The sequence below is a fragment of the Scytonema hankhaensis NUACC26 genome, assembly GCF_045865695.1.
Classification (GTDB): domain Bacteria; phylum Cyanobacteriota; class Cyanobacteriia; order Cyanobacteriales; family Nostocaceae; genus Scytonema.
This window is the reverse complement of sequence record NZ_BAACAP010000158.1, coordinates 14,465-40,850: the sequence shown is the minus strand read 5'-3', so window position 1 is coordinate 40,850 and position 26,386 is coordinate 14,465. Positions and strand designations below refer to the sequence as shown.

Below are 26,386 nucleotides of genomic sequence, written 5' to 3'. Positions count from 1 at the left end.
CAAAGCGATGTTGCGCCACAGCCGTCGCACGGTTATGATTTGGGGATGAGGTTGTTCGCGCAACGACGACAACAATGAGGACGAAGGTCCAGATCATCCACAGCGCACCAGTCCACGGATTGAGTCGCAAGGTGATGATGAGCGTGAGTACTAGCCCGGTCACGACGAGCAGGGCGGGCACCAACGTGACCGCCGTACCACCGAGCTGCCGACGGAATACACGTGGCGGCGTGACCTCTCGTAAGATGTAGAGGATGCAGAGACCCACGAACAGGAAGCCCAAGCGTGCCGGATAGGTGCTAGGCATGGTATAACCTGCGTATTTTGTATGGTTCTCTTTCACGAAAAAGCAGAGTCGAACCACGTCGAGCACGACACCTGTGAGTGCCACGACGATCATCGACCAAGCGAAAAAGCGTCCGGAGCGCAGGTGCAATTTGCTGCCCTTTCGCGCTGTGAAGGACACAATAGCAGAGAGCGGTGCGATCGCCCCTGCGATGATGTGGAGTAAAAGCATCGTCAAGAAGAGATAGTTTGCAAGGGAGCTTCCGTAACTGACTGGCTTGTGAAGCAAGAACGTTGATTCCACTATTACTCCTCTTTTGACTGCACGCGGTTACAAGTGAAGCATGATTCAGTAATTTTACTAGTATAACTTATTTTTAGACGGATTTAGCCATCATTGATGGGGTGAAATAAGCATCCGTACAGACATTTACACCAATTTCCCAATTCCCTACTGCTTAAACTCAACCGCTACGTTGATATCTCGTTGAGCGCCTGTTTTCACCCGACGGCGGTACAACCACATCACAACGCCTGTCACCATCAGCACAGTCGGAGCTAACCCCACAAACACATACAAAATTTGCGTGGGTAATCCACCAAAGGTGCCAAAATGCACAGAGCCAAACTGGTTCAAAATGGCTTCGGCACGAGAAGGGTTAACGCCATCATTAAGCTGAATCACCTTACCCGTGAATTGGTCGAGATACACTCGCGTTGACCCATATTTACCCGTTTCTTGAGCTTGCTTTTTGCCCACCCGGAATGGTTCTTCCGGTTTCTTGGCAAAAGAGACATAGGTGGTTGTGGCATTTGGGACGGCGGCATCGGCTCGTTGTAGTAGGTCTGCGATCGCTAACGGTTGCTGACCCGGAATCGTTATAGAAACCGGATCTGCGGGTTTTGGTGTCAGGGTTGCGGCATAAATGGTATCGGTGACTTTTGCTTGAGGAATATTCCAGGCGAAACCTGTAAAGCCAATGAGGACAAGAAAGACGGCGGTAATAATTCCAGTAACTTTGTGAATATCAAAATTCGTGCGTTTGATATGAGCTTTCCGCCATTTGATTTTGAATCCAGCAATCAATTTGCGCCAACCAGGCCATAGGATAATACCCGTGATGCTAAGACTCAGAGTTAAAAAGGCAACAATGCCCATAATCAACTGACCTGTATCCCCTGCTAAAAGTTTGTAGTGCAGGCTATAAATGCTGCCAATCCAACTGGTTTCCCACTGGCGATCGCCCATCACCTGTCCCGTGTACGGGTTCACAAACACATGCCAATAGCGCTCCGCCGCATCTGTCAACCATACCTGATAAGGTTCATCGGCGTGTTCTGGCAAGGTGATGCCACCGAGAGTCAAGCCTTTGTCAGCGTAGGCGGTTTTTACAGTGTCTGCGATCGCGGGAATTGAAACTCGCTTGATGGCTGGGATGATGCGACCAAACCGTTGTATCAGCACAATGCGATCGATTTCGTGCCAGAAAACCAGCACACTGCCCGTCAGTCCAGCGATGCAGAGTAGAGTGCCACCAATTAAGCCGAGCCAGCGATGCAGGTGAAATGCCGTATTGCGAATTTTTATAGCATTCATGGTAGATCTTTGTCAACAATTGAGTTCTGTACACTCTTGACAGAGCGGCAAAACAGACTAAGATATTTTAAAGCTAAATGAGAATTTATTTTATCAGAACTTACTTATTGACACAAATGTGGCGGTATGAGAGTATAGCTTTGCATAATCTCGTATACGCTTGACCTTTAGTAATTATTATAGCCTCAGCTTTTACTAAACTTACTTAGTAGGTAGAGAAGCAATCTGTTGAGCCAACCAAGCTGCAACACGTGTGTTTGCTTCTTTCCTAATGCGCTCTAGAGCTTGGTCTAATAGAGAAATAGGTAAACCTTGGAGTCCTATAGATTTAGTACATTCAGTATATTTACCGTTTTCTTGTAACTGAAATGCAAACACTCGCACTCCCCGGACATCCATAACCCAATACTCAGAAATCCCTAAATCTGCATAAATTTTCTTCTTCTCATCAAGATCTGTTGCCAAGGTTGTGTCAGAGATTTCACCAACTAAATTAGGTGTTTGCCATTGATACAGATCGATACGACGTGGCTCTCCTGACTGCCAACGGGGGTAGTTTTCTCCCAAGTAAAGCACTAAATCGGGCGCAGCAGCCTTTAAAGGAGACTTTTCTAACAGACAACGCCCTAAAGAACTCAGGACAAGATCCGGTCTTTGAGTAGACCAAATAAAAAACAGCATTGTGAAAAGGTCACTAATACTGGCATGATTAATGCCTTCTGCTCCCATATCAACCCAAAGCCAACCTTCGTCAAAAAATATTCTTAGTCTCTCAAGTGTTGGAGCGTCGCGCAATACTACGTAATCTTGCCAAGTAGCAGTTTGCCACTGACACAAATTAACCAACGAAAATGCCGGGATGCTTTTGGCGGCAGACATAGCACAACACGAACAGAAAGCTTAAAATTCCATTATAGTTAAGTTAACCTAGTTTGAAAAAGGGAGTAGGGGTTATCGCTTTTTCAAAAAATAAATTTACTAAAGAAAATTTGGCAATGTAATATCATAGATGGCAGCACAGTCAACTTGCTAGACGATGCTTTGCTGCCTAAACCCTGATTGCCCGAATCCTCTCAATCCTGATGGGATAAATTATTGCCAGAGTTGCGGCACGCCACTGGTATCACTTCTTCGAGGTCATTATCGCGTTACCAATGTCCTTTCTAATGAAGGCGGATTTGGTAAAACTTATTTAGCGGAAGATGTGGACAAACTCAACGAACGGTGTGTTGTTAAGCAATTGGCACCAAAAGTACAAGGGACATGGGCTATTAAGAAGGCGATAGAATCATTTCAACAAGAGGCACAGCGCTTGCAAGAACTGGGTAAACATCAGCAAATTCCTACCTTACTAGCTTACTTTGAGGAGGCGCACTATTTATACCTGGTTCAAGAATTTATTGATGGACAAAATTTGTTGAAAGAATTGCAACAAAGAGGGGCTTATGGTGAAATCGCTATTCGCAAACTCTTGCTCAATTTGCTGCCCGTTCTTCAGTTTATTCACGAACATGGGGTGATTCATCGGGATATTAAACCACAAAATATTATGCGGCGATCGCCCTTTTCTCAAACGAATCTCCAGAAAAGAAAAAATTTGTCATCCCTCTTAGGATCGATAGAAGGAGATCTCGTACTGATTGATTTTGGTGCGTCAAAACAACTTAGCGAAACTGTAAAAACAAAACCGGGAACGACAATTGGTACTCGTGGTTACAGTTCTCTAGAACAAATGCAAGATGGAGAAGCCCATCCTGCTAGCGATTTATTTAGTTTAGGTGCTACCTGTTTTCACTTAATGACTGGAATTTCACCAGCTATCTTGTGGACAGAGAATGGTTATAGTTGGATGACTTCTTGGCGACAGTATTTGAAAAGCCCAATTAGTAACGGTTTGGGTAAGGTAATCGACAAACTTTTGAAGAAAGAAATCAGAGAACGGTATCAATCAGTAAACGAAGTTTTACAAGATTTATCGTCTCATTTATCAGTTCGGTCTTCCTCCCCACAACTATCTCTACTGCAAAAAAGTCTTTTACTAGGGACAAGCATTCTATTTTTAGGGTTTGGAGGAATGTGGTACATGAAAGATTCTTCACTTCTTAACCCCGTAGCAGAAAGTCAGTCCGCCCCACTCAAAACCCTGAACGGGCATTCTAACCTAGTCACGGCTGTTGCTGTTAGCGATAAATCCCAGAATACCATGCTAGCCAGTAGCAGTTTTGATACAACAGTCAAACTATGGAATTTAACCACTCAAACAGAAATCGCCACATTAGAAGGTTATGCTGGCTCAGTTCATTCGGTTGCCATCAGTCCTGACGGTCAAATTGTAGCAAGTGGTAATGGCGACAATACCATCAAGCTATGGAACCCATTAACTAAAAAACAAATCCGTACCCTTTACGGTCATTCCAGTTCTGTTGAAGTAGTCACCATTAGCCCAGACAGTCAAATCCTTGCCAGTGGAAGTTTTGATGGCACTATAAAACTATGGGAACTAGCCACAGGAAAGGAAATTGCAACGCTCAAAGAACATATCAGCCCCGTCAAATCCCTTGCTTTCACCTTTGACGGGCAAACTCTTGCCAGTGGCAGTGAAGATTGTACTGTCAAACTATGGGATATCAAAAACCAACAAGTCATTAGAACTCTCAAAGGGCATTCCGAACCCGTTCGATCTGTTGTTATAAGTCCAATCTCCCCCAATCGCGAATTTGGAGGACTTCTTGCTAGCAGCAGTGCTGATGACACTATTAAGCTGTGGAACTTAAGTACTGGAGAAGAAATTTATACCTTTAAAGGTCATAAATATTCAGTCAATTCTGTAGCTTTTAGTTCCGATGGCAGAACTTTAGCAAGCGGTAGCAGCGACAACACTATCAAACTATGGGATATAAAAACTAAAAGAGAAATTCGCACATTTAAAAATCCTTCTAAAGAAGTAACTTCTGTTGTTTTCAGCCCAAATAACAAAACTTTAATTAATGGTAGTGCTGATGGCAGTATTAATATTTGGGATGTAAAACTGTAACCGCAGATAGGCGCAGACCCACGCGGATGTTCCTGTATTTTATCTGCGTTTATCTGCGTGCATCTGCGGTTAATAAAATTAATCTTTTTCCACAGGACGAGCAAAACTTTGGTCTTTATAAGCTTCAACTAATTCTGGCTTCAAACGAACTGCTTGATTAAAATCCTCAATTGCTCCCTTGTCATCCTTACGGGCGTGACGCACAAAAGCACGGCTGATATAAAGTAGAGCATTTTTAGGATGCAGTCGGATTGCTTGGTTATAATCAGCAAGCGCTCCTTCATAATCTTTCTGAGCATAACGGGCAAAACCTCGGTTATTATAAGCTAGAGCAAAATCCGGCTTATAATGAATTGCTTCTGTAAAATCAGCGATCGCACGCTCGTAATCTTTCGGTTTTTCCACTGTTCCTTTTGGATTAATATATAACCCTGATGGCACAGATGCGGTCGCACCATCTTTATCCAAAGCAACTCTTGCCAATCCCCGGTTATTATAAGCTAAGGCAAAATTTGGCTTGAGACGAAGTGCTTCATCATAGTCTAAGATAGCTCCTTTGTAGTCTTTCTGCTCCTGTCGGGCATTACCTCGCAACGTATAATACAGATACCCTACCTGTGGAAACAGAGCGATCGCCTTATTATAATCCTCCATACCTCCTTGAAAATCTTTCAAAATAAACCGAGCATCTCCTCGGTAGCTGTATAACCAAGCATTATCAGGTTGTAGGCTCAAAGCTTGGTGAAAATCCTCAAACATTCCTTGCTGATTTCCCACTCTAGCACGGACAATTCCCCGTCCAATATAAGCAGGAGCATAGTTTGGTTGTAAGCGTATTGCTTCTGTATAATTTTGACTAGCTCCCTCAAAATCTTTCTGTGCTGTTCTAACATCACCCAGCTTTTTGTAATAGATATAAGCTGATTCTGGAGCAAAGCCAATGGCTGTTGTGTAATCTTCAATAGCTCCCTTAAAATCTTGGAGATAATAACGAGCAAGACCTCGTTTACTATAGATAGAAGCAGAGTCAGGTTCGAGGTTCAAAGCTTTGTTAAAATCTTCTATAAACGCTAACTGATTGCCCATTTGAGCATAAATCGCGCCTCTATCTACATAAGCATAAGCATTATCCGGTTGAATACTTATCGCTTTATTTAAATCTGCAAGCGCTCCTTGATAATTTCCTTCTTGAGACATAGCAATACCTTGCTGTCTGTACGCAAAAGGGTTATCAGGTTGAAGGTTCAAAGCCGTGTTGAAATCCTTAATTGCTTCTTGAGTATCCCCCATATTTCTATGGATTTCGCCTCGAAGAATATACTGTAAAGGTTGGGGATTAATTTTGATAGCTCGATTGCAAGCTTTAATGGCTTGTGTGTAATTTCCCAATTCAGCTAAAACATTACACAACCCTCTGTAAGCCATAAACTCATCTGGCTTGAGTTCAACCACTTTTTCTAAAGCTTGACGTGCTTCTTCGTATCGATTTAAAGTAAAAAGGGTATCTCCGAGTTCGCGCCATGCTGGATCGTAGGTAGGATTGTATGAAGTAGCTCGATTGAAAGATATTAATGCTTCCTTATATTTCTGTTGCAAGCGTTGCGCCCTTCCCTTTGCATACCAAGCTTGATGAAAGTCTGACTTGATACGTATTGCTTTATCAAAAGCGTCTACAGCTTTTTCGTATTTTTGCGATCGCAGGAGTTTGTTACCATAGCTGAGCCACTCAAATTCATCTGCTACGCTTGCTGGTAGTTCTAGATTAAAAGAAGAATTAATAATTTCATCTAATTGTGGAGCACTCAATCTCGGCGGTCGGGAAGTTTGTATTTTAAAGTTAATTTGTTTTTTGTCCTGTTGTACCAATGCTAGAAACGTGCGTATGGGTACGCCCAAACTATATCCCAATTGAATTTCCCGTTCTTGACCTGTTTTCTGTTTAATGACAGTTGGTTCTCCTTCTGCTGCTGTATGAATGCCAATGACTCGACCCAAGCTGTCCAATACGGGACTACCACTCATGCCTTTGACAGTGGAGTTGGTATAAACTAAATCATATCCAAAAGAAAAAGAACGAGCATCTTTAACGCGATCGATTCCTCCTCCGTACAACAATCCCACATTAAACTGACGTTTTGGTTGTTCCCCACTCTGTGATGATACAGGTGTCCCTGAGACAAAAACCACTCTATCTTCATTGCCCAAGTCATAATTACCTAGGACACCTACTTGATAAGTATTATTACTAATAAACTGCAATAAAGCTATATCTGTCCCTTCCCAAGTTTTAACTGCGCCAGCATCTACAGGGTATTGCTTGCCATCGTAAGTGACAACTTTTAATTCATTTCTACTACGAACTACGTGACCTGCTGTGAGGACGTAGTATCTGTTACCTTCTTTTGCAACAATAACTCCCGCTCCGTGACTATTTTCCCAAGCGATTTGCACTGTAATTTCTTTAGCAATATTGTCAACTAAACTTGTAGCAGGAGGTATGGGTTTGGTTGTTGCTCTCGCATTTGTTGTTTGATTTTGTAATACCTCTGGTGGAATTACAGGTGGTTCTACCCGAGCTAGGGTTTCAATCGGTACTCCCCAACTCGATTTTCTCATGCGATCGCGTAAAGCATCATTAGGTTGAGAGCCATCTTCATATACGTAAGGATCGCCCCATAGGGGTTGAGCGTGGATACCGTTAATACCAATAACTCTACCCGCACTATTAAGTATTGGTCCTCCACTCATACCCTTGTCAATTTCATTGGTATACCCAACTCGGTAACCTCCTTTCAAAGGACGCCCTAGAAGCAGAGAGACTCGTCCGGTTCTAAACACCAACTGTTGTAATGCAGACGAATTATTTTCAACAGGAAAACCAGCAGAAAAGACTTCATCTCCTTCTTTCAAAGTTAATGAATTACCTATAGGAGCTACAGTATATTGTTTGTTCGCACGAAACTGTAATAAAACTAAATCCTGATGATTGTAATCCACTCCTTTCGCCAACTCAGCAGGATAGCTTTGACCATCTGGTGTATAAATGATATGGGATTTCCCCATGTCTACAACGTGCTGACTTGTTAAAACTGTGTACAGATCCCCTTCTTTTTGAAGAAGAATTCCAGATCCCCCTCTTTCTCCAGAGGCAATACCTACAGTGATAGAGCGAGCCAGCTTTTGCAGTTGCTCTGAGGACAACCTAGAAGATTGTTGCACGGCAAAAACAGTGGGAACGGCAATACTTAGGTAGCCACCTTGTACTGACAGCATCAAAGATGTACTTATCCAAATGCTAAAAGTCAGAAAACGATGATTTATCTGCTTGCGCCCCATAATTTTAAGCCTCGTTTCTCATAAAAATTCAGGGAAATAGGGTTTCTTGACGCGATTTCCCTATTTCCTTCTTAGTAACTACGTAAATTTAATAATATTAAGAGACTAAGATAATTTACTCAACATCAGCCGGTTTTTCCCGCAAGATTTGGTTAACATCAACGTATACATAGGGAGACGCTCCTTCTGATTGCACGATTGGACCGCTAGCCGTGTATCCCATTTGTCTGAGATTTTCGATAACACGACTAGGATTGTCCTCTGGTCTTAAGGTAAGAAGTAAGTGGCTACAAGTATCGCCATATCGGCTAGCAGCACACAAAACTTGTTGACCATTCATAAATCCAATGGTGAGATAATTCAGTACACCATCTCGCGAGGCATTTTGAAATCGGGCGGAAACCAATTCACAACGGGCTTTAGCAGAATATTTCTGATTCCAAGTTCTCTCCCAAATAAAAAGTGCAATTTTCTTCCCTGTTATAGTTCTGGCATAAGTGGTGGGGACACCATTCTTATTGGGCGCACAAAAGTATGTTGTTGTTTGAGCATGGATAGGTCGAGCCATTGTTGCAATGCTACTGAGTGCTATAGCGCTAGCAGCTAGCATATTGGGAAACATTTTAGCTTTCATCTAAAATCTCCTGGGAGTGTGGAAACCGCGCCTATTTATAGCGCGGAGGAAACACGACAAAGACCCGATTTATCGGGCGTGGTAATTCGCCATGAGCCGTAAGATTTAAATTTGCCATCTGTAGGATTTGCGTTTTGAGTTAATCGCTTACCAGTGGTTAAGCTGTGTAAACTAATTGTCTTTCTGCTTGGATCTTTTTTGGTTGGCGATTCTTGCCATCCTCCAACATAGCAAAAACCATATTTAGGGTGTTTAACTATCGCACCACGTTTAAAGCCTGCGCTGATTGTCCCGCCATAGCGAGGGCGAACGCCTCCCGTTTGATGCTGTAACCTGTGCAGTTGACGGCGGTGAAACTCTAAGGGAACAATTTCAACCAACCGGGTGTTATCGGGAACTGTGTGACCGCCAATGTACCAATTAGCCAAGACCCACGAGTCAACACAATGAGCATCAAACTTATTAGATAACTTGTTTTTGGATTTTTTCAATCCCAACGCTTGACGCTCATTGTAGGTATCGTTCCCCGAACGAGTTTCTAGGTTGGTAATCTGTTGTAATTCTGAATATAACCACTGCTTACCAACTTCTAAGGACGAAAACATTAAATTCCACTTACGCCTGTTCTTCCACGTTTTGGCTTTAATATCCTCAACAATAAAAACTGTAATAGGGAACATAGAGGCTAACCATTTACAAAGCCGAAGTTTCCATTGCCAACGAGCTTTTGTAGATGGCGGCAATTTCTGTTTGTTTACTAACCGATTTTTGCGATTTTGACGACATGGAGTGTTACGAAATCGTCTAGCACGTCGCATATTCCGCCGTGTCTCTACATGGTCTTTGACCCAATCTACTGCATGAGTTTGTACATTTAGGTAGGTGTGTGACTTGGATTTAACCGTAAACCCCTCACGCTTACTGCCTGGGTCAACACCAACTGCGATTGGTTGATAGTTTCGATCTGAAGGTTCTACGTTAAGTCGAACACAAAACACGCCTTTTTTAAAGAACGGTGTTGCTTTGCCTGAATTGATCCAACGTTTCGCCCTCGAAGGCGTTGTTGGCATTAGAGGTCGATTATTGCTGTCTACAACTGGAACAAACATTTACGATAAGTCCTATTGCTAGGTGTATATATCCCTTCGCCACTGACTATCACAGAGGTTACAGACTAGGGAGGCATCCAGTAACGTGTTGTGGGCTACCACACCCAGATAGTTCAGTATTAACGGCTAGACACTGGTTTAGTCGAGTATTCAGAGATTGGTGAGTTCTCCTCTTACAAGCCCCTGAATAGAATTCAGGGGTCAGTGACAGTGATACTATGCTTCCTAAATTTTCAGAAACGATTTTAACTACGTTATGTACACAGATAAATCCTAAGTTCAAATGGGAATCAAAAAACTAGCTTGTATTATACTGTACTCCCATTCTAATACTTCATTTAACAAAAAAAAGTTGTAATTTTTAATACTAAAAATTCAAGAAGAAACAAGACAAAGCATTTAAATACAGAATGCAAATTATACCAATCACTTATCGGAAAATAAAGGATTGCAAAATTCGTTTTACAAGATTCGGTGACAACTTCTGCGGATACCGTTGGCTCTTGATGGGTTAGACTCGCCACCTCATTCCCAGGCTCTGCCTCGCGTGATAAGTTGAGTACGGGAGGCAGAGAGAGCCTGCTGTGCTGCATTCACAAGCCTTGGCACCGGAGCGAGAGAAATGAGGGATGTCGTCTCCATTGACCAGCTGTATCTGCAGAAGTTGTCACCGAATCTGAGTCAGATTCCAGAAGTCGTAATTCTGAATGTAGAAATTTCTTTTGTGACAGATGCAACTTCAAGTGGAGATAGCTTTCCGGCTAGAGATTGATTTACGGTTAAAAAAAACTTAATAAGCTATACGTATTGCATCCAACAATTAAATTGAGGAATTAAACGTGAAACGCAAGCTATCTCAAGTGTTAGGACTGAGTGCTCTCGCTATCAGTTTAGCTACCTTACCTACAGTTTTGCCAGCTTCTGCTCAAACAAGCACAACTCCAGATGGAACTGCGACACAAACCTCTACAGACCGTCCTATAACTGATGGAAACTACCAAGATGGCGATTGGGGCTTGTTGGGCTTACTTGGTTTGTTTGGTCTTTTCGGTCGTCGCAACCGCAAAAGTGAAGAAGACGTTGTCGGCTACACTAATCGCGATGTCGTTACCACCTCAAGCGATCGCACCAGATACTAGATATCAGTCAACCCACGTAAAATTATAGTACGGGGGCAGAATGACTTTTTTAGTTAGTCAGTGCGCCCCTTACTAAAATAACTGTAATATTTACACCGGAAGCGATTGCTTCTGGGATATTACCATTAATCGCATGCTGTAGCATCCCTTCACGAGAAGCACCTAGAACAACAACATCATAACGTTCCTTTTTTACTAAGTTAATCACTCCATCAGAGACAGACTCAGCTTTCACTGGGGTAGCAACTACCGTACTTGCTAGTTTGCGCCGACGGATTAGTTGGCGGATGGCTTCTTCCAAAACTGTCATATCGGGTGCTTTTTCCGATGGCTTAAATACCCGTGTCAAACGAATTTTTGGGTTATGCCCCAATGTGACTAAAGCAGGTAGCAGTTTAATCGCTACCCACGCATTAGGACCGCCAGCCATTGGTACTAACCAGCGATTAAAGGGAGTTGGGAGTTGGGAGTTACGAGTGGGGGAAGATGGTTGATGACCGTTAGCAACAGATTCTTGAGGTGTTCCTAGCTTTACCACCATAACTTCGCAAGTTGCTTGACGAACTATAGTGTCTACAACATTACCAAAAACGCGATTTGGGGTGGAAGTGTTACCTTTCCACCCCATAAGGATTAGGTCGATATGTCTTTCTTTAATTGTCTCTAAGATTGCATGGGCTATATCGTGAGCAACCCGGATTTGCGTATGTATGGGAATTTTACGTTTTTTCCCCATAGCTTCTGCTAATCGCAAAAGACGCCGACTTTTTGTTGTTTTTACAGGTGTTTCGGCAGTAGAACTGTGACGGGAAACCAGCATGACTTGTACGCATTCTATTTCATAATGGCGATCGCTGGCTATAGCGGCGGCCATTTCCAAAAGCATTCCGGCGGTTTCTGGATTGGCAATTGGGACTAATAATCTACCTCTACCAGTACTGGGCGATCGTGTTTGATACACAATATAAGAAGGTTCCAATCGCGATCCTGACAGCTTATTTTCGACGTTGAGATGGCTTGCTTCCGCCCGAATAATGTCAGCACGAGTAATAATACCAATGAGTCTCCGCCCTTCCACAACTGGTAAACGACTGATTTGGTAGCGGTCTAGTAAGTACAGTACATTACTAAGATTATGAATGGGAGTTACTGTCAAAGGATCGCTAGTCATAATCCCTTTGAGAAGTGAATCCTTCGGCTTATCTCGCATTTTTGCCAAATCGCTTTGAGTAATAATACCTACTAACCTACTATCTTCCACCACTGGAAAACCTCTATGGTGGGAACGAGAGAAAATTTCCGTCACCTCCTCTAGACTCATTTCTGCCTCAAGAGTTTCTACCCGTTGTTGCATCACGTCTTTTGCTGTCAGTTTTGCTAAAACTTCTTCAACAGGGGCTTGTTTTTGAATGTTGATACCATTGAGCTGTAAAAGTCTGTCATATAAAGATCCCGGCAAGATTTTTTCAGCCACTAGGTAGGAAGTCACCGAACCAATCATTAACGGCAAAACTAGATTAAAATCTGTCGTCATCTCAAACACGATCACAATTGCTGTGATTGGGACTTTAGAGACAGCACTAAAAAATGCTCCCATTCCTGCTAGTGCGTAAGTAGTTGCGTCACCTCTTGCCAAAAGGTATGCCTGACAAACACCAATGATATAGCCCAAACAAGAACCTAAAATAAGACTTGGGGCAAACAGTCCTCCTGGCGCACCCGAACCAAATGCAACTAAAGTTAAGAGGAATTGGGCTACAAAAGCTAGCACTACCATTAGAGGCTCTACCTCACCTGTAATGACAAACTCCCGCAATCCAGTATTGTTCCGGAAAGGAACGGGTAGCATTGCAACTACTAAACCCGATATCAAACCAGCTAAGGCGACTTTCAAAGGTAAACTAATACGCAGTTTACGGTAAACTTCAAGACTGGCAATTAGTCCCCGATTAAATAAACCAGCAAACAATCCCGCAAAAATGCCTAGAACCAAGTAAAAAGGTATTTCTGGTAGAGAGAAACTTGTAGAAGATTTTGCTAACTCTAGATTGAGTTCCAAACTTCGACCACCCAATAACCGCGAGACAACTCCACCAATAAACGAGGCAATAATAGCTGTTCCTAAAGTCAGCCCCGATAAATCCTGGAGTAATTCCTCTACGATAAATAACACACCTGCAATGGGAGCATTAAAAGCTGCTGCTAACCCAGCACCAGCACCAGCTGCTATCATTTGTCGTCGATGATCGGGAGAAGTCGGAACCCAGCGACTCATTCCAGCAGCCAAAGCTGCGCCAACATGAACCGTAGGACCTTGGCGTCCCAAAGTTAAACCCGACCCCAAAGCAATGGTTGCACTGAGAAGTTTCACTGCAGCAACACGCCACGATAATCTTATTGGTACATTGGCAAGAGACGCTTTGACTTGAGGAATACCACCTCCTGATGCTTCAGGTGCAAATCTTTCTACCAGTAATCCAGCAAGATACCCAAAAGTCAGACCAATGGTAGGTAAGACCAACCAAGCAGGAAAAATATGGGAACTGTGGACTCGCCAAGTACCCAACCATCCCGATCCCACTTTGAAAAATACTGCGGATAAAGCTGCAACCAAACCAATAACTGACGCTTCTGCAATTGCTAAACCTCTTCTTGGCTGCCAAATAGCACGGAAGGATTTAGTAAGTAAAGGCGGCGACATAAAAATTTACAATTAAAGCAGGATTAGGAATATACCTATTTTCTACTAACAAACTTATTTCCACAAATAAATCTTATTGGGCATTGGGCATTGCGGCTATACAAACCATAAATATTTTCAAATAAAAATAAATCTCTTGTGGTGCGGGCTTCTAGCCCGCAACTGATATGGAACAGGCGAGGACGCCCGTTCCACAAGATATGCATACTAGGCACCGATCGCTGGTTACTCACTGGGAAAATGCCGTTTCAAATCCATGCCATCGTAAAGAATGCGTATAATTTCAAGGTGTGTCTCGCGTACTAGATATACAATTACATGACGCCCTGTATAGTATGCTAAACAGTTTTCGGGGAGACCTTCAAGAAATTTACCAATAGTAGGAAATTCAGAAATTCTTTTAATCGCTGTATCAAGTAATACTTTATACCTTTCCTTTTGCTCTGCACCCCATCTTCGCTGTGTGTATTTCAGAATTTCCTTTAAATCTTTCCTTGCAAGAGGGGTAATTTTAATGTTGAGGGAGGGCATAAGAATTTACGTCAAAAATACCAGCCTCAAATTCGCTATCAGCTTCCATAACAATTGCATCAAGATCGTAAGGGACAGCATCTCCACTTTCTAGACCTTTCTGCACTTCCGCTTTCAGCCAATCTGTTTCCCCTTGCATTTGTCTATCCATCCGAAGTAAGGCATCTTCAATTACAGATGCAGCTGAAGTGTAACCCATTGCCAGATAACGATTCACAATTGCTTCAGTTTGCGACGTCAAAGGGATTTCCATAGCTTTTGCATCAAGATTTTTCCAAATCATAGCAAAAAACACAGTACTGGTAACTGGTAACTGGTAACTGGTAACTGGTAACTGGTCACCGATCGCTGGTCAATCAACCCGTCCACAACCCTCATTCTTTCGTAGATTGATAAGTTTTGCTTAAGTCGCCGACTCAGTGTGCTGGATACACTATAAAAGCTGGATAAAATACCGGATTTAGCAGCAATTGATAACAATGACCGCTGACTGCTAATTCCAGATATTTGTTATTTGTTATCTTTTCGTCACGAAAGACGCTTTGGAGAAGAGAGTTGAAAAATGTATAATCAATATATGTTTAGTATGTAATAATTAGCAAATATTAAGGTAGATGATTGAGCAAGTTATCAACTGAAGAAATTTATCAGGTACTAGGCAATATTTGCTCTCAATTTAAAAATCTTGAATGTGACAAATGTACCATGAGAAAATATTATGAGCGGAGTGTATGAAATTTTAGGAAAAATTCAAGCAAAACCAGGTATGTATATTGGTCGTCCTTCTGTGAGCGATTTATTTATGTTTTCGGTTGGGTATGAATGTTCGAGGAGTGAATTAGGAATTGAAAATACTGAGGAGGAAGAAGATTTTTATGGAGAGTTTCAGCCTTGGTTACAGAAAAAGCTAGGAATAACAACGGTAAGCTCTTGGTCAAAAATGATTATGCTTTACTATCACGATGAAAGGGCTGGTTTTGAAAAGTTCTTTAATTTGTTGGATGAGTTTAAACAACGAAATCAGGATTTAGATGGAAATGAGGTTATACCGTTTTCAGATGAAGATGCATAGAAAAAACTCCACCATCTGTGGCATCTCTCCTTAGCCCCCTTAATCCCCCCTTATAAAGGGGGGAAACAGGAAATTTATTTTCCTCCCCTTACAAAGGGGAGGTTAGGAGGGGTAAAAATAATGTGTAGCTTCATATTAAATTGGTATTAATAATATATTAGTTAACAAATGACCAATGACCAATTCAATTTTGTTTCCCTATAATAGAAAGTCCATCTACTATTAAAGATGGAGTGTAACAAGAACCATTCCAGTCGGCATCGCTTCCTAGTTTTACTAATTGTTTGAGAACAGTATAAACATTTCCTGCTACCATCGTATCCTTAATACGTCCGCTCGCTTGACCATCTCGGACAAGGTAGCCCAAATCGACATTAATAGAAAAGTCGCCTGACATCTCAGCATTTCCACCTAACATTTGATCTACGATCAATCCACGATCTAAATGTTGAATCAACTCTTGTAAAGTTTCAGAACCAGGTTGGATGAGAAAATTGAATAAGCCAGGAGTGGGGTAGCTATTTAACCCAGGGCGAACACTATTACCTGTTGATGTAGTTCCTAATTGACGCCCAGTTGTGCGATCGCTGTAAAAATGCTGTAGAATACCATTCTCAATAAAGACTAAAGGCTGAGTCGGAGTGCCTTCATCATCAAACGGACAGCTGTAGGGTCCGGCTTGAGGGTCTTGATAGAGGGTTAAAGTTGGAGAAGTTACTAATGTTCCGATGCGTCCCGACCAAGGGGAAGCTTTTTCCAAGACTCTTTTACCATTTAAAGCTGCTTGTATGGTACTCCAAAGCATATCTGCTGCTTTGGATGTAAAGAGAACTGGAAAACGACCCTTGGGAGATGTGACATTTTCTTTTGCCCAAGCCAACCGCTGTAAAATTTGCTGAGCCACTTTTTCAGGCTGTAGGTAATTGCGTTCCGTTTCCCCATCAGCAACGCTTAAGAAATCGTCGCCACGTACCCATTCTGCTTCAATGTAGCAACTAAGAGTTGTATCGGTGTAGTGACAATCTAAACCTCTAGTGTTGATGAGCCTAATGGTTTCCACATCGCATTCCCAATCGCCAGTACAAATGACATCTGGGTAATCGTCACGAATGAGTGCGATCGCTTCATTACCCCATTCTACCAACTTTGCTACAGAAATACTTTTCCCTAAATCCGGGTAGAAAGGCTTTGAGTTACCATTTAACTCTACTATTTCTTGTGGATTTAATTGACTCAGAGCTAAAGCACGTTCTACCAATGCTTGTGGTTCCACCAGACCGTAAGCGACTGCTAACCCCGGACGCCCATTTTTCCATAACCGCAGTGCTGTACCTTCTGATTGACTGGTTTCTAACTGCTTGAGGCGATTGGCTTCAAAAAACACGGGTCGAGACAGCGAAAGTGACTGATACACCTCGGCTGCTTCTGCTCCTGATTTTACCGAAAGTTCAAGCAATTGCTCTGCTAGTGAATATTGGGGTAATTTTTGAGGCTCCATGTTTTTTGCTTTTGAACTGTTAAAAAGTTAGTGGTTAGTTGTTAATAACTACTAACCACTAACTACTAACCACTAACTACTATCTACTAACCACTAACCACTAACCATTAACCATTAATCAATTTACGGCAGATTGACCTCTTGTAAAAGCCAAAATCCAGCAAAAGATTCTTCTTGCGGATTGGACTGCACTGCTATAAAATGCACTCCGTTAGCTTTCTGCTTTGCGGCTTCAAAATCTTTGGCTTTTGCTAGAGTTTGGTCGTTTCTAAGATTTGCTAAAATCCAACTTTCGGTAGCACCAGTTTCTAAGACTAATCTTGCTCCTTGGCTGTTGTCGAGTCTCAACCATGCCAAATCCAAACCAGACATCCAAGCCGCTAAGGGTAATGCTCTTGGTGAGAAAATTAAAATACCGGGAATGCGAGTTTCAGGGGAAACTTGCACGAGTTCTAGAGGAAATGCTTCGCTAAAACCAATTTCCCACTCGTGCATATCGGCAAAATCAGCAGCTTGTAAGTTGACAAAGTTCCACTGTTGTCCTTCCAAAGCATCTGGTAATCGTTGCGGTAAAGGATTATCCAATCGCACTGAGGGATTAGTCCCTGCTTGATACCCTGGTTCTTGGGGATAAACTTCTTCCATCCTCTGTTGCAGCCATTGATTCAACAGCAAAGTCCGGCGGCTTGGTAGTGAGGGAATTCCAATGTCTTTGCAGGCTTTTGTAATCATATTATTCATCTGGCGACGGAAAAAGCGGATTCTCCTTGGAGAAACACCTGCTTTCTCAATGGCTTCTTCTATAGCTGTCCGTAACCATACTGAATTGACCTCAGTACTAGGGCAATACTTGGTAAAGCGAAAAACAGAATCTACTTTAGTGCGCGTATCTAAAGGGCTTTCGCATATCAGCACTTCCCAAAGTTTCTTTTGATTTTCGTCCAGTATTGGACGTGAGTAAAAATCGAGTTCCCAAATACTGCCCATGTTATGCTATCTAGGTTTAGTTACTTTTTTATATCTTTATGATACGGGGGATTGGGGACTGGGGATTGGCGATTGGGGATTGGGAAAAAAGTCCTCCTTTCTACCTTATCCCTCTTGTCTCCCTTTTCCTCCTAGTCCCCAGTCCCCAGTCCCCAATCACTACCTAATTGGTAAAGTCAGTATAAATTCGGTTCCTTTTCCAAGGTCTGAAACTACTTCAATACTGCCCTTGTGCTTTTCAATAATTGTGTAACAAATACTTAATCCCAAACCAGTCCCTTTTCCTACTGGTTTTGTTGTAAAAAACGGATCGAAAAGTTTATTTTTAATTTCTGAAGGAATTCCATTTCCATTATCTTTAATTGCTATTTTTACTTGCTTGTTATTTAATATTGATGTCTCGATCGCAATTTTTTTGTGTTTACTATGACTCTCATCTAATGCATCTATTGCATTATTTAAAATATTCATAAAAACTTGATTGAGTTGTGCTGGATAGCATTCAATGAAAGGTAAGTTTCCATAATTTTTTATAATTTCAATATTTTGTTTAATTCTATGATTGAGAATTAACAATGTATTGTCTATACCTTCATGAATATTAGCTTCTTTCATCTCAGCTTCGTCTAAGCGAGAGAAGTTTCGCAAAGATAATACTATTTCTCGAATGCGTTGTGCGCCTATTTTCATAGAAGAAAGCGTTTTTAGCAAATCTTCACTGATAAAGTCTAAGTCTATTTCTTCAATCTTTTCTTCAAGAATTTTCGTTTGGTTGGGATATTGCTGCTGATATAAATATATTAAATCGAGTAAGTCACGAAAATAATAACTAGCGCATTCGAGATTACCATAAATAAAGTTAACCGGGTTATTAATCTCATGGGCAACTCCTGCTACCATCTGACCCAAGGATGACATTTTTTCTGTTTGAATGAGTTGACCTTGAGTTGCTTGTAAATCTTGCAGTGCAAGTTTCAGTTCTTGGGTTCGTTCTTCTACTCGTTGTTCTAAAGTTTGGTGAGAAATTTCTAGTTCGTGGGTATAATCTCCCACCCATTGGACTAATTGATTGAGTGAAGTTGCAAGTGTCCCTATTTCGTCAGTACTTGTGATGAGAGATCTGAGGTCAAAATCTTTTTCTTGCGTAATTTTTCTAGCAACATCAGTAACCGCAAGTAGAGGACGGGCAATTCCTCTACTAGTATAGAGTGCCAATGCTGCTGCGATCGCAACTGACAATACCATACTTCCAATAATAATTTGCAATCGTAGTGCTTGAGCATTAGTAAAACTGATATTTGCCTGTTGCTTTTGATTTTTAGCTCGTATTAAAATTCGACTTAACTCTTCTGAAAGCAATTCAAAACTCACATTAATACGAGCCGCTTCTTGCCCTTTCATAATAACCAGTAATTCACTGCGATCGCTTGAAGATTTAGAAAAATCTAATTTAGAAGAATCTATTTTTGCCCAAAAGATTTTGACAAAATTTGTGTATAATTCTGTAGTTAATTGATATTTTCCTAAAAGCTTTTTTAACTCTTCCGGTTCTACTGCTGCCCGATGGGGATTTTGTTTAATAAAAACTTCAAGTTCGGCTAAATCTAACTTGACTCGATCTACATTAGCTAAGAATTTATCTTTTTCAAATTCTAACCAAACAGAATCTTCGATAACTGTTACTAATCGCTGCGGATGTAATTGTGTTGTTATCACCGCATTTTCTAAACTTCTTAACATATCTTCTTGTCGGTCGGCTAGCTCTAGCTGCAATTGAGCTTGTTTTTCGTAATAGTCGGCAATGACTAATCCACTTGTTGTTCCTAAAATTGCAAGACCGATTGACATAGAATATCCATAACCAATTTTTCTGGCAATACTTAGACCATTAATGAAGTCATTAATTCGGTTGAAGAAAACTGTTAGCCATAAAAGCTTCTCTTTCGCTGTACTTTCTAAGTTTTTCAAAGCAGAACTATAACTACGAAATTGCATGTTTTTTATCTGGCTAAATAAGGAATCAAGAGAGCTACAAGAAGTCTATATTTAGAATTTTTATATACTAATCATGCTACTAAATACTTAAATATTAAGACAGTAGTAATATTACGGATATCATCAAAAAGATAGCAATCTTATTTGATTTGTGAAATACAAGTTGGGTGGGGAATGCACTTAAGTAGTTGAAAGCATATATCAAAAATATAAGTATAGATTCGGATGGCATTGTAACCCTTAATTATTAAATTACATATTATTCTTATAGATTACCAGCGAGCAAGTGATATCAAGAATTTGGCTAAATTCTTTGCTGCTCAGCCCCACTGTTACGATCGCAACTTTTGTTGTCTCACTTTCAACAGTTATAGCTGAAGTATCAGTCCCAAACCAAAATCTTACGAATAGCGGGGCAGATTCCCAAAATAATCAACTACAGGTTACCTCTGTTTCTCAGTTATCAGATGTACAACCTACAGATTGGGCTTTTGTTGCATTGCAATCTCTAGTAGAACGGTATGGTTGTATCGCTGGATATCCTGATGGTAGTTATCGGGGTAAGCGGGTAATAACACGATACGAATTTGCTGCTGGCTTAAATGCTTGTTTAGCTCGAATCAATGAACTGATTACCACCGCAACAGTCGCTCTAATAACTAAAGAAGATTTAACCACACTTCAAAAGCTGGAAAAAGAATTTGCTACAGAACTCGTTCAGCTTCGCGAGCGCATAAACGTATTAGAATCTCGTACAAGCGAGCTACAAACGAACCAGTTTTCAACCACTACTAAACTAACGGGTGAAGCAATTTTTTCTGTGGCTAGTGTTTTTGGTAATGATGCAGCCGATAGAGATAGCAATCCAAATAATAACTCAGACTTGAAAGATAATATTATATTGAGCAATCGCGTGCGACTCAATTTTGATACTAGCTTTACTGGCAAAGACCTTTTGAGAGTTCGCTTGCAAGCTAGAAACATGACTGAGTTTCAAGGTGGTGTCACGGGTACAAGGATGACTCGGTTGGGATTTGATGGAGACGAGGACAACAAAGTCGGACTAGATGACTTGTACTATTACTTTCCCATAGGCAATAAAGTTAAAGTCACTCTGGTTGCTGTTGAGGGGAAATTGAACGATTTTGTCAACACCTTCAATCCCTTAGAAAGTTCTGGAAGTGGTAGTATTTCTCGCTTTGGGCGATTTAACCCTATTTACCGAGCATCTGATGGAACAGGAGTAGGTATTAACTATGAATTAAGCAAGTTTACTAACCTCTCTTTGGCCTATCTTGCGAGTGATGCTAATGATTCTACCGATAAAAACGGGTTGTTTAATGGTAACTACGGTGCTTTAGCGCAATTCTCCTTTAAGCCAATCAAAAATTTAGACATGGGCTTAACTTACATTCGCTCATACTATGCAGGAGGTGGTAGTAGTGGTGTTAACCTTACAGGTAACACCGGTAGTGCTAACGCTAGAAGACCTTTTGGTAACGTCGCCACTTCAGCAGATTCTTTTGGCTTACAAATAAGCGGACGTATAAATCCTAAATTGACTGTCTCTGGATGGGTAGGCTACTCCTTTGTAGAGTCAGAAGTGAGTAACGATCGTGCGGATATTTTTAACTATGCCGTGACTTTAGCTTTACGAGACTTAGGCGGGAAAGGTAATCTTGCTGGTATTGTTATTGGTATGCCACCAAAAGTTATAGAAAGCAGCCAAGTATCAGATCGAGGAACTTCTTTACATATAGAAGGTTTTTACCGATTACAAGTTGCAGATAACATGTCCATCACTCCCGGATTATTTGTAATTACTAATCCAGAACATAACAACAACAATGATAGTATTTTTGTAGGAGTTATTCGGACTACCTTTAAGTTTTAAATTATTACCCCCCTTAGTCCCCCCTGGGAAAGGGGGGAAACAAGAAAAATTCAGTTCCCTCCCCTTTCCAAGTTGAAATTCCTGCTTATGCGATTTATGCAGATTATTGAAACAAAAAAAATTCAGTTCCCTCCCCTTTCTAAGGGGAGGGTTAGGGTGGGGTAAAAAATATTTAATACATGAATCATAACTTTTCAAACATCCTCTTACAAAGTATTCCCTACTCCCTACTCCCTAAAAAAACGCACCTTGTCCTATTGCTCGATAAACTTCGCGAATCATATTGTAATCAGTATCATTGACAGGAGTAAACCGAGATTGTTTGTATTTTTTGTTCTTGCGCCCAACTATTAGAGCTTGAATAAGTTTATCCTGATTCTTTAGCATACGCGATCTAATCTGCTCCACAACAGCAGGTTCAAATTTACTATTGAGAATAAAAACATCGTTAGGTAAAGGCGGGCTTTGCGCTAAGATTGAAAACTCACTCTCTGCTTTTTTGTCTAACACTTCTCTATTGTATGTATTGTTTGAAAATGCTGATGCGTGAACTTCACCTTTTTTTAAAGCCCTAAAGCGATCTGTTTCTCCCAAGTTAACTATTTCAACATCAGACTTAGGATTTAATCCAGCATCTATCAGCATCTTCAATGGACTAATATGACTACCTGGTGCTCCTAAATCTCCCAAAGCAATTTTTTTTCCTTTCAACTGTGCTATTGACTTGATAGTGCTATGCTTTGAAACAAGAATGAGTGAGTTGTAATTGGGACGAGTAATAGCAGTCAGGGGAATAGCTTGAGTTCTTGCACGAACGATTGCATATTCAGACGGTCCAAGTAAAACTAGATCCACTCGATCTGATTGTAAGGCAGTTGCAGCAGCAATATAATTTTTTACTGCTACAAACTCTATCTTTGTTTCTAAGACCTGCTCTAGTGCTATTTTAAAATTACTAAAACTCTCCTGTATATTTTCTATAGTTTGGTCATCTGTTGCTGTAAATCTAATATTTTTAGGTAAGCTAACAGCAGATTCTCTAGAAAAACTATTATATCTTTTAGTTGTTGTACAACCAGCAATAAATAGGAAAAAATTGTAGATAAATGGTCGTCTATTCATAAGTTTTTATTTTAAACCTACTTTAATTAATAAAGTCTCCTTCCCCTATTGCTTTGTAAACTTTACGAATAATATTATAATCAGCATCAACAACAGCAGTCATTTTAGAACCTTGAAATTGCTCGTTTGATGGAGATACTAAAATAGCTTTAAGCAACTTATCTTGATGTTTGAGCATCAAATTTTGTATGCGTTCTATGAAAGCTGAATCGAGGTTGTTACTAACAACAAATACATCACTAGGCAAAGGCGGTCCAATTGCGATCGCTGGAAACTCTGTTGCCGATAAACCCCCATCTCTCAAAGCTTTTTCATATCCTGAAAAAGAGCGTGCAATAGCATCAACCTCTCCTTTTTTCAAGGCTTCCATTCCCCGATCTCCTAAAAAGAGAAGTTTAACATCAGATTTTGGATCTAACCCAGCATCAAGAAGAAGCTTCGTTGGATAAATATGTCCCGCAGTTCCTCCCTTGGCTCGCATAGCAATTTTTTTGCCTTTCAATTGAGTTATGGACTTGATACCACTATTAGCACGAACAGCAATAACTGGGTAGTATTTTGGTCTTGTAAGAGCAACGACTGGAAGTGCTTTTGCCCTAGCATTTAAAATGACATATTCTGATGGACCTGCAAGAACTAGATCCACTTGACTTAATTGCAAGGCTGGTGCTGCTGCTATGAAACTTTCTACCGGAAAAAATTCTATTTTTATGTTTAATATATCCTCTAATACAGTCCGAAAAGCTCCATAATCTCGCTGTAATTCTTGAGAACCTTTAACATCGGTTACTGTAAACCTTAGTTTTTTTGGAAAATCGCTAACTGATTTCTTAGAAATATTATTCAGATTCTTAACAGCCGTGCAACCACTACTAAATAAAAGAGAATACCAAATAAAGTTACGTCGTTTCATTTATTTAAGAAGTTCATCAAATAATAATTTCAGACAAAAATTTTTTAATACTTGAAAACTAATAGAGCAAATTAATATGTTCTTTTTGAAAAGATAGGAGTTATTTCTTAGGAAAAATAAGTAGTTTGATATAGACTGAAAAAATATTTTTCAATCAAAATAATGATAGGTTTATCATATAATAATGTCCTTAACGCAAAAAAAGTACAGTGGTATCACTGATATTGTTATGCTGGAGGTCGCCGGTGATAGGAATCCTATTTAATTTTTGAAGTGTACGTAGTAGGTAGGGAAGACAGCCCACCACATTATACTTTTGTGCGGCATAGCCCTACCTACAGCACTTAAAATTTTTCCTAAATGATTTATGATTATTAAAAGATGTTTGTAAAGTATACTGTTGTATCAAGATCGGAACTAGTCCCCTTAAAGAGAGAGTATAGTGAAGATAGGTTTACACCAGTTTGTTATTTTTGTAAAATAACTTGTTAATCAAGATTCGCAAAACAATAAATGGACTGGATTACCCTACTGCGATCGCTACAGACAGATTTTATCAAAAGATTCTCATCTGGTCGTTTGCTGCATTGCGAAACAGAAGGGCAACATAGCGAATTAACAGTTATTTCTGGTGAGAGATTAAAGTCACTACGGGAGTTTTGCTGGCAGATGGCTGAGAAATACAAACGTACTTCTCCCGTTCGTGATGTGTTTATTAGCAACCTCAAAGGAAAGTTAGGGGAAGAAGTTGTTAAAGAACGTTTGGCAGACTTTATCACGGAAGTCGATTATGACAAACGCTTTGGTGGCGATGGCAAAGTTGATTTTACACTGACTTTTGACTCTTCTGTTGGCATTGCTGTTAAATCTCGCCATGGCAATCTTGATAAAGCTAGATGGTCTATTAGTATCGAAGAAGTGAAAAAAAATGCAGTGGTTGTTTGCATTTTGATTCAAGAAGAGGTGAATGAAGCACAACCAGAGTATCATCTCTACTTAGCTGGCTTTCTTCCTACCCAAATGATTAAGCTGAGGACAGGCAAAGTTACATTTGGCATGGAACAACTAATGTATGGCGGAGGATTGCGTTGCTATTTAGAACAGTTACAAACTTTTACAGATGATAACTTTCCCCGACAACAACCTCCTATTTATAGATATCCTTCTACTCCTTTCCCACCCGAACGTTTGGGTAGCAGGGGTGCAGAGGTGCAGGGGCGCGGGGAAGAAGAAATTTCATCGGTCATCTTACGCCGGGAAAGAAGTCAATACGAAATTCCTGAAGCGCAACCCAAACCTCAGTCGATAAAGTCTAATTTATATCGAGAAGAAAATAGTTATTCTCCTCCGCGAAATGAAGAATTAAGTCAGCTTTATGTAAAACTGGGCGATGAATACTTTGAGAAAGGAAAGTATGATGATGCGATCGCAGCTTACAATGAAGTTTTACAACGCAATCCCAAAGATGTCATCATTTATTACAAACGTGGTTTAGCCCGCTATCATTTGGGGGATTATGAAGGTGCGATCGCTGATTACTCCCAAGCCATTAGAATAAATCCTTATTACGGTAAAGTTTACAATAGAAGCGGTTTAGCTCGCTATCATTTAGGAGATTATGAAGGAGCGATCGCCGATTACTCCCAAGCCATTAGAATAAATCCCAATGATGCTTTTGCTTACAAAAACCGTGCTGATGTGCGTTCTCATGTGGGCGATCGTCAAGGCGCGTTAGAAGATTATACTCAAGCAATGAAGATGAATCCCAACCTGCTAAAAGACAAGCAAGGATTCTCTCCTGTTGTTGAAGTTCAACCTACTGACGCTGACAGTTATAAAAAGCGCGGTCACTCTCGTCATGATGCGGGTGACTACAAAGGAGCAATTGAGGATTACACTCAAGCAATTAAGAAAAACCCTCAAGATATTAAGATTCTTTACTACCGTGCTAATGCTCGTTACGATCTAGCAGATTACGAAGAAGCTATTAAGGATTACACTCAAGTTATTCAAAATAATTCTCAGGATGCTGATGCTTATTTCAACCGGGGTCATACTCATTTAAATTTAGGAAATAAGCAAGAAGCTCTAGAAGATTTTCAGAGAGCAGCAGATTTCTATCGCAAACAAGGTAAATTAGAAGAACACAAAAATGCACGGGAAAGAGTTCTCGATTTAGAGATAGAAGACTCTTTAGATATTTTAAATTTTTAGTGTATATACATCTTTAGAGATCCCCCTAAATCCCCCTTAAATAAGGGGGACTTTAAGGATTTTCTCCCCTTAAATAAGGGGAACTTTAAGGATTTTCCCCCCTTTTTAAGAGGGGCTAGGGGAGATCGAAACTGCAAGAAGGCACTTCAGGAAACTTGTGTGTACGCCGCAGCCTTTTTAAGGGAGAGTTCTTCCCCCCTTTTTAAGGGGGGCTAGGGGGGATCTTGATACAATGGTAGACACAAAAATCCTAACTAACAATTAATTACTCCCTTTCCGCCATAAGATTACCGATCTTCCTCTCCTCTTTCCTCTGTGTCCTCTG

The 26,386-nt window shown here is 40.7% G+C and carries 20 protein-coding genes; 6 read left to right on the top strand and 14 right to left on the bottom strand.

The window, feature by feature from the left end; genetic code table 11:
* From ACKTT2_RS12350 to ACKTT2_RS12340, 3 genes are all read right to left on the bottom strand, one after another.
* A partial coding sequence (locus tag ACKTT2_RS12350; RefSeq protein WP_407887138.1) for a hypothetical protein occupies positions 1–589 on the bottom strand: 589 nt, incomplete at its 3' end.
* 147 nt (positions 590–736) lie between these two features.
* Positions 737–1,882 (bottom strand): PepSY-associated TM helix domain-containing protein, encoded by a 1,146-nt coding sequence (locus tag ACKTT2_RS12345; RefSeq protein ID WP_407887136.1) that lies wholly within the window; start codon positions 1,880–1,882, stop codon positions 737–739.
* A gap of 201 nt (positions 1,883–2,083) precedes the next feature.
* Positions 2,084–2,761: a Uma2 family endonuclease gene (locus ACKTT2_RS12340; RefSeq protein WP_407887134.1), complete on the bottom strand. Its 678-nt coding sequence runs from the start codon at positions 2,759–2,761 to the stop codon at positions 2,084–2,086.
* 157 nt (positions 2,762–2,918) lie between these two features.
* On the opposite strand from ACKTT2_RS12340, the gene ACKTT2_RS12335 reads away from it, so the two are divergent.
* On the top strand, positions 2,919–4,916 hold the full coding sequence (locus tag ACKTT2_RS12335; protein ID WP_407887132.1) for a protein kinase domain-containing protein: 1,998 nt from the start codon (positions 2,919–2,921) through the stop codon (positions 4,914–4,916).
* 78 nt (positions 4,917–4,994) lie between these two features.
* On the opposite strand, the gene ACKTT2_RS12330 is transcribed toward ACKTT2_RS12335, so the two are convergent.
* The 3 genes from ACKTT2_RS12330 to ACKTT2_RS12320 form a co-directional block, all read right to left on the bottom strand.
* Entirely contained in the window at positions 4,995–8,252 is a 3,258-nt protein-coding gene (locus ACKTT2_RS12330) for a tetratricopeptide repeat protein (protein WP_407887130.1), read from the bottom strand.
* A gap of 115 nt (positions 8,253–8,367) precedes the next feature.
* A complete protein-coding gene (locus ACKTT2_RS12325) occupies positions 8,368–8,886 on the bottom strand; it encodes a COP23 domain-containing protein (RefSeq protein WP_407887128.1) in 519 nt (172 codons plus the stop codon).
* 35 nt (positions 8,887–8,921) lie between these two features.
* Positions 8,922–9,995, bottom strand: coding sequence for an RRXRR domain-containing protein (locus tag ACKTT2_RS12320; RefSeq protein ID WP_407887126.1), 1,074 nt, complete (start codon positions 9,993–9,995; stop codon positions 8,922–8,924).
* Positions 9,996–10,617: 622 nt separating this feature from the next.
* Here ACKTT2_RS12320 and ACKTT2_RS12315 point away from each other — a divergent pair.
* Positions 10,618–10,767, top strand: coding sequence for a hypothetical protein (locus ACKTT2_RS12315; protein WP_407887124.1), 150 nt, complete (start codon positions 10,618–10,620; stop codon positions 10,765–10,767).
* Positions 10,768–10,834: 67 nt separating this feature from the next.
* Positions 10,835–11,134, top strand: a complete 300-nt coding sequence (locus tag ACKTT2_RS12310) for a WGxxGxxG family protein (RefSeq protein WP_407887122.1) — start codon at positions 10,835–10,837, stop codon at positions 11,132–11,134.
* A gap of 49 nt (positions 11,135–11,183) precedes the next feature.
* Here the strand turns inward: ACKTT2_RS12310 and ACKTT2_RS12305 are convergent, their stop codons facing one another.
* From ACKTT2_RS12305 to ACKTT2_RS12295, 3 genes are all read right to left on the bottom strand, one after another.
* A complete protein-coding gene (locus ACKTT2_RS12305) occupies positions 11,184–13,835 on the bottom strand; it encodes a chloride channel protein (RefSeq protein ID WP_407887120.1) in 2,652 nt (883 codons plus the stop codon).
* A 225-nt stretch (positions 13,836–14,060) separates the two neighbouring features.
* On the bottom strand, positions 14,061–14,366 hold the full coding sequence (locus tag ACKTT2_RS12300) for a type II toxin-antitoxin system RelE/ParE family toxin (protein ID WP_407887117.1): 306 nt from the start codon (positions 14,364–14,366) through the stop codon (positions 14,061–14,063).
* Positions 14,347–14,649: a ribbon-helix-helix domain-containing protein gene (locus ACKTT2_RS12295; protein ID WP_407887115.1), complete on the bottom strand. Its 303-nt coding sequence runs from the start codon at positions 14,647–14,649 to the stop codon at positions 14,347–14,349. The genes ACKTT2_RS12300 and ACKTT2_RS12295 overlap by 20 nt, the downstream gene beginning before the upstream one ends.
* A gap of 435 nt (positions 14,650–15,084) precedes the next feature.
* Here ACKTT2_RS12295 and ACKTT2_RS12290 point away from each other — a divergent pair, with 435 nt between their 5' ends.
* Positions 15,085–15,438: a hypothetical protein gene (locus ACKTT2_RS12290; RefSeq protein WP_407887113.1), complete on the top strand. Its 354-nt coding sequence runs from the start codon at positions 15,085–15,087 to the stop codon at positions 15,436–15,438.
* A 184-nt stretch (positions 15,439–15,622) separates the two neighbouring features.
* Here ACKTT2_RS12290 and ACKTT2_RS12285 read toward each other — a convergent pair whose 3' ends face one another.
* The 3 genes from ACKTT2_RS12285 to ACKTT2_RS12275 form a co-directional block, all read right to left on the bottom strand.
* Positions 15,623–16,936, bottom strand: a complete 1,314-nt coding sequence (locus tag ACKTT2_RS12285) for a TldD/PmbA family protein (protein ID WP_407887111.1) — start codon at positions 16,934–16,936, stop codon at positions 15,623–15,625.
* Positions 16,937–17,059: 123 nt separating this feature from the next.
* The gene (locus tag ACKTT2_RS12280) at positions 17,060–17,923 is read right to left on the bottom strand and encodes a Tab2/Atab2 family RNA-binding protein (RefSeq protein ID WP_407887108.1); all 864 of its coding nucleotides are present in this window, start codon (positions 17,921–17,923) and stop codon (positions 17,060–17,062) included.
* Between the two features lie 159 nt (positions 17,924–18,082).
* Positions 18,083–19,918 carry a sensor histidine kinase gene (locus ACKTT2_RS12275; RefSeq protein WP_407887106.1) on the bottom strand — a complete coding sequence of 612 codons (1,836 nt, stop codon included), beginning with the start codon at positions 19,916–19,918 and terminating at the stop codon, positions 18,083–18,085.
* A 286-nt stretch (positions 19,919–20,204) separates the two neighbouring features.
* Between ACKTT2_RS12275 and ACKTT2_RS12270 the strand changes: the two genes are divergently transcribed.
* Positions 20,205–21,812 (top strand): iron uptake porin, encoded by a 1,608-nt coding sequence (locus tag ACKTT2_RS12270; RefSeq protein ID WP_407887104.1) that lies wholly within the window; start codon positions 20,205–20,207, stop codon positions 21,810–21,812.
* Positions 21,813–22,046: 234 nt separating this feature from the next.
* On the opposite strand, the gene ACKTT2_RS12265 is transcribed toward ACKTT2_RS12270, so the two are convergent.
* On the bottom strand, positions 22,047–22,934 hold the full coding sequence (locus ACKTT2_RS12265; RefSeq protein ID WP_407887102.1) for a phosphate/phosphite/phosphonate ABC transporter substrate-binding protein: 888 nt from the start codon (positions 22,932–22,934) through the stop codon (positions 22,047–22,049).
* 22 nt (positions 22,935–22,956) lie between these two features.
* Positions 22,957–23,847: a phosphate/phosphite/phosphonate ABC transporter substrate-binding protein gene (locus ACKTT2_RS12260; protein WP_407887100.1), complete on the bottom strand. Its 891-nt coding sequence runs from the start codon at positions 23,845–23,847 to the stop codon at positions 22,957–22,959.
* Between the two features lie 513 nt (positions 23,848–24,360).
* On the opposite strand from ACKTT2_RS12260, the gene ACKTT2_RS12255 reads away from it, so the two are divergent.
* Positions 24,361–26,061, top strand: coding sequence for a tetratricopeptide repeat protein (locus ACKTT2_RS12255; RefSeq protein WP_407887099.1), 1,701 nt, complete (start codon positions 24,361–24,363; stop codon positions 26,059–26,061).
* Positions 26,062–26,386 lie beyond the last annotated feature (325 nt).

Coding starts and splice junctions, on each gene's coding strand:
- ACKTT2_RS12345 (WP_407887136.1), bottom strand. CDS start 1,882: ATGAATGCTATAAAAATTCGCAATACGGCATTTCACCTGCATCGCTGG.
- ACKTT2_RS12340 (WP_407887134.1), bottom strand. CDS start 2,761: ATGTCTGCCGCCAAAAGCATCCCGGCATTTTCGTTGGTTAATTTGTGT.
- ACKTT2_RS12335 (WP_407887132.1), top strand. CDS start 2,919: ATGCTTTGCTGCCTAAACCCTGATTGCCCGAATCCTCTCAATCCTGAT.
- ACKTT2_RS12330 (WP_407887130.1), bottom strand. CDS start 8,252: ATGGGGCGCAAGCAGATAAATCATCGTTTTCTGACTTTTAGCATTTGG.
- ACKTT2_RS12325 (WP_407887128.1), bottom strand. CDS start 8,886: ATGAAAGCTAAAATGTTTCCCAATATGCTAGCTGCTAGCGCTATAGCA.
- ACKTT2_RS12320 (WP_407887126.1), bottom strand. CDS start 9,995: ATGTTTGTTCCAGTTGTAGACAGCAATAATCGACCTCTAATGCCAACA.
- ACKTT2_RS12315 (WP_407887124.1), top strand. CDS start 10,618: ATGAGGGATGTCGTCTCCATTGACCAGCTGTATCTGCAGAAGTTGTCA.
- ACKTT2_RS12305 (WP_407887120.1), bottom strand. CDS start 13,835: ATGTCGCCGCCTTTACTTACTAAATCCTTCCGTGCTATTTGGCAGCCA.
- ACKTT2_RS12300 (WP_407887117.1), bottom strand. CDS start 14,366: ATGCCCTCCCTCAACATTAAAATTACCCCTCTTGCAAGGAAAGATTTA.
- ACKTT2_RS12295 (WP_407887115.1), bottom strand. CDS start 14,649: ATGATTTGGAAAAATCTTGATGCAAAAGCTATGGAAATCCCTTTGACG.
- ACKTT2_RS12290 (WP_407887113.1), top strand. CDS start 15,085: ATGAGCGGAGTGTATGAAATTTTAGGAAAAATTCAAGCAAAACCAGGT.
- ACKTT2_RS12285 (WP_407887111.1), bottom strand. CDS start 16,936: ATGGAGCCTCAAAAATTACCCCAATATTCACTAGCAGAGCAATTGCTT.
- ACKTT2_RS12280 (WP_407887108.1), bottom strand. CDS start 17,923: ATGGGCAGTATTTGGGAACTCGATTTTTACTCACGTCCAATACTGGAC.
- ACKTT2_RS12275 (WP_407887106.1), bottom strand. CDS start 19,918: ATGCAATTTCGTAGTTATAGTTCTGCTTTGAAAAACTTAGAAAGTACA.
- ACKTT2_RS12265 (WP_407887102.1), bottom strand. CDS start 22,934: ATGAATAGACGACCATTTATCTACAATTTTTTCCTATTTATTGCTGGT.
- ACKTT2_RS12260 (WP_407887100.1), bottom strand. CDS start 23,847: ATGAAACGACGTAACTTTATTTGGTATTCTCTTTTATTTAGTAGTGGT.
- ACKTT2_RS12255 (WP_407887099.1), top strand. CDS start 24,361: ATGGACTGGATTACCCTACTGCGATCGCTACAGACAGATTTTATCAAA.